The 10,074-nt window shown below is 44.6% G+C and carries 9 protein-coding genes; 5 read left to right on the top strand and 4 right to left on the bottom strand.

Annotation, left to right across the window (positions count from 1 at the left end; genetic code table 11):
- The first annotated feature begins 87 nt into the window (after positions 1-87).
- Positions 88-1,428, top strand: a complete 1,341-nt coding sequence (locus tag AACQ21_RS17375) for an MATE family efflux transporter (RefSeq protein ID WP_146127523.1) — start codon at positions 88-90, stop codon at positions 1,426-1,428.
- A gap of 37 nt (positions 1,429-1,465) precedes the next feature.
- On the opposite strand, the gene AACQ21_RS17370 is transcribed toward AACQ21_RS17375, so the two are convergent.
- The 3 genes from AACQ21_RS17370 to AACQ21_RS17360 form a co-directional block, all read right to left on the bottom strand.
- The gene (locus AACQ21_RS17370; RefSeq protein ID WP_105976606.1) at positions 1,466-2,344 is read right to left on the bottom strand and encodes a U32 family peptidase; all 879 of its coding nucleotides are present in this window, start codon (positions 2,342-2,344) and stop codon (positions 1,466-1,468) included.
- A gap of 16 nt (positions 2,345-2,360) precedes the next feature.
- Positions 2,361-3,374, bottom strand: a complete 1,014-nt coding sequence (gene ubiU / locus AACQ21_RS17365) for a ubiquinone anaerobic biosynthesis protein UbiU (protein ID WP_010318915.1) — start codon at positions 3,372-3,374, stop codon at positions 2,361-2,363.
- A gap of 101 nt (positions 3,375-3,475) precedes the next feature.
- Positions 3,476-5,524 carry a bifunctional diguanylate cyclase/phosphodiesterase gene (locus AACQ21_RS17360; protein ID WP_094150464.1) on the bottom strand — a complete coding sequence of 683 codons (2,049 nt, stop codon included), beginning with the start codon at positions 5,522-5,524 and terminating at the stop codon, positions 3,476-3,478.
- 196 nt (positions 5,525-5,720) lie between these two features.
- Between AACQ21_RS17360 and ubiT the strand changes: the two genes are divergently transcribed.
- From ubiT to rimI, 4 genes are all read left to right on the top strand, one after another.
- Positions 5,721-6,248: a ubiquinone anaerobic biosynthesis accessory factor UbiT gene (ubiT, locus tag AACQ21_RS17355; RefSeq protein WP_010318913.1), complete on the top strand. Its 528-nt coding sequence runs from the start codon at positions 5,721-5,723 to the stop codon at positions 6,246-6,248.
- A complete protein-coding gene (locus tag AACQ21_RS17350) occupies positions 6,232-6,735 on the top strand; it encodes a GNAT family N-acetyltransferase (RefSeq protein WP_105976605.1) in 504 nt (167 codons plus the stop codon). The genes ubiT and AACQ21_RS17350 overlap by 17 nt, the downstream gene beginning before the upstream one ends.
- 261 nt (positions 6,736-6,996) lie before the next feature.
- A complete protein-coding gene (locus tag AACQ21_RS17345) occupies positions 6,997-7,401 on the top strand; it encodes a DNA polymerase III subunit psi (protein WP_105976604.1) in 405 nt (134 codons plus the stop codon).
- 4 nt (positions 7,402-7,405) lie between these two features.
- Positions 7,406-7,852 (top strand): ribosomal protein S18-alanine N-acetyltransferase, encoded by a 447-nt coding sequence (gene rimI, locus AACQ21_RS17340; RefSeq protein WP_013857606.1) that lies wholly within the window; start codon positions 7,406-7,408, stop codon positions 7,850-7,852.
- A gap of 62 nt (positions 7,853-7,914) precedes the next feature.
- Here rimI and AACQ21_RS17335 read toward each other — a convergent pair whose 3' ends face one another.
- Entirely contained in the window at positions 7,915-9,966 is a 2,052-nt protein-coding gene (locus tag AACQ21_RS17335) for a putative bifunctional diguanylate cyclase/phosphodiesterase (protein WP_105976603.1), read from the bottom strand.
- Positions 9,967-10,074: the final 108 nt, after the last annotated feature.

The following is a 10,074-nucleotide window of genomic DNA, read 5'->3' as shown; positions in this document are numbered from 1 at the left end:
AAGAAGCACTGTGTTTTAATATGTTGTTATCCAAAGTATTACTTTAATTTACTTATATAGTTAGCTTTGCTAACTATGGTGTCTGTTATGAAAAATTCAATTTACCGCCAATTTTGGCGCTATACCATTCCGACCGTGGCAGCTATGTTAGTCAATGGTTTGTATCAAGTGGTGGATGGTATTTTTATTGGTCATTATGTTGGTGCTGAGGGATTGGCGGGCATTAACGTTGCGTGGCCTATTATTGGCTTTATTTTAGGGCTTGGCATGTTGGTGGGCGTTGGAACTGGTGCTCTGGCTTCGATCAAGCAAGGTGAAGGGAACATGGCGGCAGCTAAGCAAGTGCTTGCTACTGGCCTATTGTTGCTTGTGATGCTAGCTCCCGTGGTGGCGACAATTCTATGGTTTCTTGCGGACGATTTCATTGCGTGGCAAGGCGTTGAAGGACGAGTCTACGAACTTGGCTTGCAATATTTGCAAGTATTAGTGATCGCTTGTGTCTTTACGCTTGGCTCTATTGCGATGCCTTTCTTGTTACGAAACGACGACAGCCCTAATTTAGCCACATTGCTGATGGTGAGTGGCGCGGTAATCAATATTCTCTTCGATTATCTGTTTATTGCTGTCTTACATTGGGAACTTACCGGTGCCGCCATCGCAACGGCACTCGCACAATTAAGTGTGACTGTATTAGGTATAGGCTATTTCTTTTCGACGCAAGCCAAGTTGCAGCTGTCACTCTCGGTGATGAGGGTGCAATGGTCGTTGTTACCTAAGATTGTTGCGATTGGTACTTCAAGCTTTTTTATGTATGCCTACGGTTCGATGATGGTGGCGGTGCACAACAGCCTATTTGCTCACTATGGCAGCGCGGTACTCGTTGGGGCATACGCGATATTAGGCTATATCGTCACGGTTTATTACTTAACGGCAGAGGGCATCGCGAATGGTATGCAGCCGTTAGTTAGCTTCAATTATGGTGCCAAAAACTATCTTCATATTAGAAAACTGCTCAAAATTGCAATGAGCATTGCCGTGCTTGGCGGGCTGGGTTTTGTGGTGCTGCTGAACTTGTTTTCCACTCAGGTTGTTGCGGTCTTCAATTCAACTGACCCGCAATTGATGGCAAGCGCTGTACTGGGCTTAAAACTGCATATGTTCGCGCTGTTTTTGGATGGATTTTTAGTTGTCGCCGCCGCCTTTTATCAAGCGACCAATCGCGGCAGTAAGGCGATGTTTGTCACCATTGGTAATATGGCGATCCAACTACCGTTCTTGTATTTGTTACCTAAGTTATATGGTGTGACTGGTGTGTGGATTGCCTTCCCCATTTCCAATATTGCGTTAAGTTTGGTGGTGGGTTTGATGTTGTGGCGAGATTTGTGTGCACTACCTTGTGATAACGCGAAGCAAACCCTGTTCGCTTAACAAGAGCCTCCCCCTTTTCTCTAGGGGGAGGCTACGCTCAGCTTTGTTGAATCGCTAGGCCCGGTAATTGGTGCCAATAGCCGTTACATTGGTGATTGGTTAAAGGGGAGGGATGCTCTCCTTTTTCATTGGCCTTGAACTGCGACAGATGTTCGAATGTCTCAAGGCCTAGTGGGCTTAAACGAACGACATCGACCAATCCCGCCATGCTTGGTAAATCATTAGCAAGGTTATAGCAATAGCCCGACTGGGTTTGGATACCGTTGAGGTTAAATACCGCTTGGCCTTCTTGGCTGTGAACCTGAATTCCGGTTGGATACTTGATACAGCAAGTCTCACATTCATCCTTCGCGCGGTTTTCAGCCCGTGCGGTAAAGCAGCGTGCGGAGTAAGCCAGTGGTAGGTATCCGTGGCTAAAAACTTCTACTTCAAACTGGTTTTTGATACCAAGCTCATCACATTGTTGCAATACATTGATTAGCCAATCACGGGAGAGTTCAACAGGCATGCACCAACGGATCATCCCTTGCTTTAGGAACAGTTGCAGTGTGCGCGCGTTGTAAGCATTCACAGCGGGCCCAACCACAAAAGGAAGGCGTTTTTCACTGGCGAGTTGAATCGCCGAAACGTCATTGGCTTCAATCGTAAAATCGCCATTCTCAATATACTTTTTCATCACATTGATTTCGCTCGGCGCTTCCAGTAGCGCCATGGTTGAGATCACAACCTGTTTACCCGCTTGTGAAAGCGCTTTGGCGATCTCAAACCAGTGTTGTGGTTTTATCTCACGTCGCTTGGAGCAGACCGATTCACCCAAATAGATCACATCAGCAGGGCTATTGATTGCCTGTTGATAAAAACTTTCTACCTCTTGTTTGGGCCAGAAATAGAGTAAAGGACCCAGCGCATATTTCATTCTCTTCTCCATTCTCTTATTGCCATTGGCGATGGTACGCGCCGAGTGTCGTTTGCGTGCCTTCAGAAACGTTGGCTAAGGCGGTATTCCAAGCCGTTTCTACTTGGTAGGCTTGTGGATTTGCTTGGTAGCGATCAATCGCCGCTCGCCAGGTTTTAGTCACTTGCTCCACATATGCAGGGCTACGTTGGCGACCTTCAATTTTGACGGAAGCAACGTTGGCTGCAAACAGTTCTGGTAATAGTGATAACGTATTTAAACTGGTTGGTTCTTCCAGTGCGTGGTAGCGTTTAGGTTGCCCATCGATCTGCGCTTCAAAACGACCTTTGCACAAGGTTGGGTAGCCTGCATTTTCTCCGGCTGCGTATTTATCAATCAAAATTTCGTTTAAGCGAGATTCCAAACCTGAGTCCGTTTCTTGCCAGCGGACATACTTCGCGGGTGAACAGGCTCCGACAGTATTGGGTGATTCTCCCGTCATATAGGAAGAGAGATAACAGCGCCCTTCAGACATAATACATAAGCTGCCAAAGGCAAATACTTCAAGCTCGACGTCACTCATCATATTACGTGAGAGCTGTTTGACTTGATGGATTGATAGCACTCGCGGTAACACCACCCGCTTAATATTGAAATTCTGCTTATAAAACTCGATAGCGGCGACATTGGTGGCGGAGGCTTGTACAGAAAGATGCAGTTCCAGATCTGGATATCGGTTAGCGGCATAATCCAATACCGCGATATCGGCGATGATCAACGCATCTACGCCTAAACTGGCGGCATTATCGACGGCGTGAGTCCAACGCTCGAAGCCATTAGGGTGGGCGAAGGTATTTAACGCGACATGAATTTTTTTATGGTGATCATGAACATATTGCACCGCTTTATCTAACTTCTTACCTGCGAAATTAAGGCCAGCAAAGTGGCGAGCATTAGTATCATCTTTGAAGCCGATATAAACCGCATCTGCACCACAATCGATCGCTGTTTTTAGAGCAGGCAGGTTACCTGCAGGACATAAAAGTTCCATTGATCCGTACGATATCTAAGGGAAAGTAGTGGTATTTTATGAAGCATTATGAATAGCAAATTTGATGTAAGGCAGGTTTGGGGCGAATAAACGAGATTTACTTATTTGGGATTAGAACGATGACGACGATTTTGAACGAATAACTCTTCTACTTCCTGCCTCGGTTGTGGCCGATAAAAATGGAAGCCTTGAATTGAGTTACAGTTGAGATTAGAGAGCAGTGTGGCTTGTTGTTGAGTTTCCACACCTTCGGCAACGACCGTTAAGTTGAGTGATTTTCCTAAATTGATGATGTTTTCAATGACGGTGATTTGTTTAGGAAGCGTATCGATATCCGTTATAAAAGCGCGGTCAATTTTAAGTTCATCAATCGGGAAGCGAGCGAGGTAAGAGAGCGAGGAATACCCCGTACCAAAGTCGTCAATGGACAGAGAAAAGCCCAGTTTTTTGATCGCGTTCAACATTTGCAAGGTGTGTTCGCTGTCGCTCATGACGGCACTTTCGGTCAGTTCAAATGTGATGCAGTTTGGATCAAGCTCCGTGGTGCGAAGCAGTTTTTCCATATAATCAATCAACTTCGGGTTACAAAACTGTTCTGGCGATAAATTGATCGCCACGCGACCTGGTAAAATGCCTTGCAGCTTCCAGCGTTTTACGGTCGAGAAGACATCACGCATCACCACTCGGCCTAAATGTTCAATCAGCCCAGCTTTTTCCGCGACAGGGATAAAAGCGCCCGGGTTGATATACCCTTCCACAGGGTGTTTCCAGCGCACCAAAGCTTCCGCACCATTGATGCTGAAGTCGCGAGCATTTACTTTCGGTTGATACCACACTTCAAGGCCATTTTGTTGCAGCGCTTTTTGCAGTTCAATTTCAAGCCATAAGCGCATGCGCGCTTCTTTGTTCATTTGATCGTTGAACTTAATCAGACGGTTTCTACCACGATCTTTGGCTTCATACATCGCCGTATCGGCGTTTTGCAACAATACGCGTGCATCGCTACCGTCACCAGGGTAGGCGACACTACCTATTGAGCAGGCTAAGCGTTTACTGAAATGGTGCAGATCAAACGGTTGGTTAATCAAAGAAATGATGCGTTCAGCCAACATTTCAGCGGCGCGACTATTTTCAGGATCAGGCAGTATTAGTCCAAATTCATCGCCGCCAAGGTGGCCCACAATCGCTTGTTGCGGTAGTAAACGTTTCAGCCGTGCTGAGACCTCTTTAATGACTTTATCGCCAATATGATGGCCTAAAGAGTCATTGATGTTTTTGAAGTTATCAATGTCTAAATAGAGCATCACAAGGGGTGTTTCATTTTGAATGAACTGTTCTAAACGTTTAGTGAAACCAAAACGGTTATACAAGTTAGTCAGCGAGTCAATGTGGATATCGGCATGCATAGTCGAAGACAACTGCTTAGGTGCATCTTCTGCATCTTGAATCAAAATCAGTTGTGAGCTGTTGCCCAGCACGACGGTGGCTCCAGCGTGCAGTTGAACTTTACGTTCAAAGCCACACTTTGGCCCAGTGAGGCAGACCAATGGTGCCCCTGCGAGTAATAAACTAAGTGGAGAGCTGAATACGGTTTTACTTTTTTCATCGACAAACAAGCGCGATAACTCTTCACCAAGAAGCTCTGAGGTATTTTCAAAACCGAGTAAACGAGCCGATGCGGGGTTAGCAGAGATAATGCAGTCGTCATCGACCAGCAACAATCCATCGGGAAGCAAGCTAGTCAAGGTTGAAAACTTATTTTCCGACTCTTCTAATGAGCGAATGAGGATCTGTTTTTCGGAGGTGTCGATGGCGTGAAACACAATATTTTCGACTTTTTTATCCCCCATGATAGGTGATAAAGAGAAATGCAAACTCGTTTCTAAATCGATCTCGTGAAGAGTCAGTTCGGTCTCAAGCGTTTCTCCTTGAAATGCCCGTTCATAATAGGGTTTGAGATGGCGGTAGAAATGCTCACCCAGAATTTGTGAGTCATTCATTCCAACCAATTCGGTTGTGCTCAGCCCTGCAATATCACAATAACGTTCATTGACCATCACATAGTTATGTTGGTCGTTCAAGATGGCAAAAAAGAACGGACTGTTCGACGTGATTTTTGCAAACCAATGTTGTAAATGTTGCGAAGGCATCAAGCTACTACCACTCTCCAGAGCACTTATATTCATGAGGATGTTACAACGTAAGTAACACATTAACTATAACTTTGATTACTAAGCTAGAAAAGGTTCTCAAACAATGTACGTTTTTTGATGCATCACAGGAATTTGCACCCCCACATCCATTATGATTAGGTACTATTGCATTACAAAGTAACGGATAACGCTCGTGATTCACAAGATTCGTACTCAACTAGTTCAAAACGCCGCTTCAATTTTGCGATCCCCAGTCCACTTCTTACCGCAAGTTGTACAAAAAAAAGCCTTGCTAGAAGGGTTGAAAACTATATTTCATGAGGCTTTGCAAGAAGGTGACTTTGAATTTCTTGATGGGAAATGGTTAAAGGTTTCAATTCGCGATTTGAATTTGAATTGGTATATCAGCTATCAAGCGGAACAACTTGTTGTGTCTGATAAGACGGAAGTGGAAGATGTCAGCTTTAGCGGTAACCTAAATGATATGGTGTTGATTGCTGGTCGAAAAGAAGATCCTGATACGCTGTTCTTTCAACGTCGACTCTCCATTGAAGGGGATACCGAACTGGGGTTAGAGGTGAAGAATCTGATGGACAGTGTTGACCTAGAGCTTTTACCAAAACCGTTCCAGATGTTAATTAATCAGCTAGCAGATTTTGTGCATAAGGGCGTACAATCGCCAGTGACACAAAATGAGGTAATGAATGCTTATTCGAACTGAAGCGCCAGCGGATATCTTAGCGATTGACCGCTTATTAAAATCAGCCTTTGAGACAGATGCTGAAGCTAATTTGGTTATGACATTAAGGGAAAACAGCCATTTGACGCTCTCTTTAGTGGCCTGTGATGATGACGGCGAAGTCGTTGGTCATGTGATGTTTAGCCCGATCTTACTCAATGGTGAAGACTTAAATTGGCAAGGGCTTGCACCGTTGGCCGTGAAAAAAGAGTGGCGAAATCAAGGTGTCGCCGCCTCGTTGGTAAAAGAGGGGTTAATCTGTTTGGCTGAGTTCGATTATCCAGCTTGTGTGGTTTTGGGTGACCCGGATTATTATCAACGCTTTGGCTTTAAAGAGGCGGCGAAATCTGATTTTCGTTGTCGTTGGGATGTTCCAGCTGGCGCGTTTCAGATCGTTGCATTAGTCGACGGCGAATTGAGCGGGCGAGCGGGTTTAATTGAGTATTGCCCAGAGTTCAATGATCTTTAATCACCGTATTTCTATTCAAAACAGGGAGCCCAGAGCTCCCTGTTTACTTTTATGCTCTTCTCATTTGAAGCTACCGTTGTGTTGGCTACATTCGCTCACCCCAATCACCTCGTTTATCTAGGCTCATGGGGATGAATTCACTTGTCGCCTATCTGCAACTTCAAGTTGTTTGGGCATAGCTCTTGAGTCATTGGATGATTAACGGTTTCTGTCTTGGCGCTGATTTGTTAGGATTGCGATGTTCAATGAGGTCATAAACAGATGTCACATCACGAAAATCAATATTTACAAGAAATGGGCATCCAGCGTTGGGAGCTTATCCATCCACAGCGGCTGGCTGGCTATCAACCTGATCCGGTGACGCTGCCGAGCACGTGCCGATTATTACTCGTTTCCCCCCAATACCCGCAACAAGGTGCTCTATTGCTGTTTTCAAGAGTATTGAAGAGTATGGGGCTCGAAATCAGTCAGGCGTGTCATCTTGAGCCTCACTCTCTTAGCCAACTAACAGGCTCCAGCATTGAATGGTTGTGGTTTTCAGGCTGTGAAAAGAGAGAAAGCCCGTTGGCTAAGAAAGTGTTAACGTCACCGCCGCTAGTTGAGATAGATGGCAATACCGAGCTGCGCCGGGCGTTGTGGCAGCAAATTTGTTCTTATGAGTCATAAAACTATGAATATTGATGTTGTGCCTTTATCACTTCCTTATCTTGATGCTATTTGGTCCATTGAGCAGCAAGCCCACAGTTACCCTTGGGCTGAATCACTCGTGCGCGACTTGGCGAGTCGTGGTGCATGCCACCATGCTATGTTGGTTGATGGCAAAGTTGTCGGTTATTTCTATGCACAGAATATTGTTGGAGAGGTGACCTTGTTGAATATCGCTGTGGATCCGCAGCAGCAAGGTAAGGGTTACGGAAAATTGTTGATGGAGTTTTTCTTAACTTACTGTGAAAAAGCGCAAGCTGAAAGTGCGTGGCTTGAAGTTCGCGAAAGTAACATCCGCGCTTATAGCTTGTACGAATCGCTGGGTTTTAATGAGCTCGATCGTCGAGTGAACTACTATCCCACTCCGAAAGGATCAGAAGATGCGATCATCATGAGCTACTATTTTTTGTAGCTTATTTTCCATCAGCAGATCGTTTGCAAACTCAGGTTTTTTCATGGTCAGGCGTCTCGGAACTATTTCTGGTGCGCCTTATCTTTTTGATGTTCATTGAGTTGATAGCATGGGCTTGCAAAACGCTTGACGACTTCCTTAGCGGTTAACGGCTTATCAAATAAGTAACCTTGGAACTGATCACAACCCAATTGTTTGAGAGTTTCGAGTTCTTGGCACTCTTCCACACCTTCGGCTATTACCTCCAAATTTAAACGTTTCGCAATCATAATAATCGTATCCACAATTGCTTGGTCACTCTCATCTAGATGCAATTGAGTGACAAAAGAACGATCGATTTTGAGCACATCCACCGATAAAAGTTTGAGGTAACGCAGTGATGAATAACCAGTGCCAAAATCATCAATCGAGATGCTCAGCTTACTTTTTTTAAGTTGCACCATTTTTTGAATCGCACTTTCTACATTTTCCAGTAATAGCCCTTCAGTAATCTCCAATTCAAGATGTTCACCAGTAATACCTGCTTGTTGCATTGCATGGTTAATGTGTTCAACAAAAGAATCTTGAGAAAACTGCAACGGACTGATGTTGATGGCTAAACGGCGAAAATGGGGCGGTAATACTCCTTGGCGCTTCCAAGCGGCGTATTGATAGCACGCTTGCTCTAATATCCAGTTTCCAATCGGAATAATTTGCCCCGTTTCTTCTGCGATGGTCATAAACACACCCGGTGGCAATACACCTTTGGTTGGGTGGTTCCAGCGGATCAAGGCTTCCACACCGACAATATTGTGCCGATCATCGACTTGAGGTTGGTAATAGAGTTCTAACTGTTGGGTATTGAGGGCTTCATGGAGGCCTTTTTCAATTTCCAGAAACGATTCGACTTGAGCCTGCATTTCTGGCTCATAAAACATGTATTTATTGCGTCCATTCGCTTTTGCGCGGTAAAGCGCTGTATCGGCTTGTCTAAGGACATCGATATTGGTTTTGCCCACTGACGGAAAAATCGAGATACCAATACTCACAGTGCAATAAAGCTGGTGGTCATCAATCGAGTAAGGGTTGGAAATCAGAGCCAGAAGCTGCTGAGCTACCTTCTCTGCTTGTTGGCGAGAGAGATGAGGAATCAACACCGCAAACTCATCGCCACCGATGCGTGCGGCGGTGTAATCGTGTTTAAGCCAGCCATCCATACGCATGGCGATAGCTTTGATTAAATGATCCCCCGTTGTGTGTCCAAGTGAATCATTGATCGTTTTGAAACGGTCGAGATCAAGGTAAAACAACACACCAGAAGTGTGGGTGCGAATACTGTTATCAATCGCATCAGTGAGCAGTTGTAGCAGCAAGCTGCGATTAGCAAGGCCAGTTAACGTGTCGTAGTAGGCTAATTGGTTAAGTTTAGCATCCGCGAGCTCTCGCTCTTTCCATAAAGTATAGAAAGTACCGGCTAACTCACTGAGCTCATTTTTTTGCTGTTGTAATGGCGGCTGTGTTGGGCGTTGATTGTTTTGCAATGAGCGAACCCACGAAATTAACGTGGTGATGGGTTTTGACAGCTTGTAGTAAAAAAAGACTAAAAGGATCGAAGTCAGCAACACATTTCGAAAGAGATCAAACAGCAATACTCGTGTGGTTTTTGCAATAAATTCTTTGGCAATGGAAGAGCCGTTGACGGAAAAACTTAAGCTACCTACCACCACACTCGAATTGGGTTGATGCAAGTCAGTTTTAAAGATGGGTATTTCAGGTGTCAGATAATTCGATAAGAGCCGAATAAAAGCAGTCTGCGCTGGAATCTCTCTGCTTTTTTTTGCCAGTGTATCGCCGAAATCATCAATAATTTCAACATGATAAATGGCATTGTCAACCATTAGACTAGAGACGACTTGATTGGCTAATAAGTTGTTGAGGTGATAAGCAGCCTGGCTGGCATTTGAATAATTTTGCAGCAGTTTAAAACGGTAGTGATCTTCAATGCGTGTTTGCTCTTGGTGTAGATCGAGAAGAGTATGGTATAAACTAAAGCCTATCCCAAGTATCACCGATACTAGGAACACTGTTTTGGCTTGTTTAAATGCCAGAGAATTTCTTTGTTTGGTTATCAGCATAATACTCGCTTATTCTCTTCGCCCTTTTTAGTTATAGCTCATATTTATTGATAATTTAATTACAAATAGAAAGGTCGTCATTCTCTTGTTGATTTGTATAGCGACGAA

This window comes from Vibrio sp. V01_P9A10T6, from assembly GCF_963877065.1.
GTDB lineage: Bacteria > Pseudomonadota > Gammaproteobacteria > Enterobacterales > Vibrionaceae > Vibrio > Vibrio anguillarum.
Note: the sequence above shows the minus strand (reverse complement) of the source record. Positions and strands in the feature narration are given on the sequence as shown.

Excerpts from the sequence above, each read along its gene's own strand:
- AACQ21_RS17375 (WP_146127523.1), top strand. The coding sequence starts at position 88 with ATGAAAAATTCAATTTACCGCCAATTTTGGCGCTATACCATTCCGACC.
- AACQ21_RS17370 (WP_105976606.1), bottom strand. The coding sequence starts at position 2,344 with ATGAAATATGCGCTGGGTCCTTTACTCTATTTCTGGCCCAAACAAGAG.
- ubiU (WP_010318915.1), bottom strand. The coding sequence starts at position 3,374 with ATGGAACTTTTATGTCCTGCAGGTAACCTGCCTGCTCTAAAAACAGCG.
- AACQ21_RS17360 (WP_094150464.1), bottom strand. The coding sequence starts at position 5,524 with ATGCCTTCGCAACATTTACAACATTGGTTTGCAAAAATCACGTCGAAC.
- AACQ21_RS17350 (WP_105976605.1), top strand. The coding sequence starts at position 6,232 with ATGCTTATTCGAACTGAAGCGCCAGCGGATATCTTAGCGATTGACCGC.
- AACQ21_RS17345 (WP_105976604.1), top strand. The coding sequence starts at position 6,997 with ATGTCACATCACGAAAATCAATATTTACAAGAAATGGGCATCCAGCGT.
- rimI (WP_013857606.1), top strand. The coding sequence starts at position 7,406 with ATGAATATTGATGTTGTGCCTTTATCACTTCCTTATCTTGATGCTATT.
- AACQ21_RS17335 (WP_105976603.1), bottom strand. The coding sequence starts at position 9,966 with ATGCTGATAACCAAACAAAGAAATTCTCTGGCATTTAAACAAGCCAAA.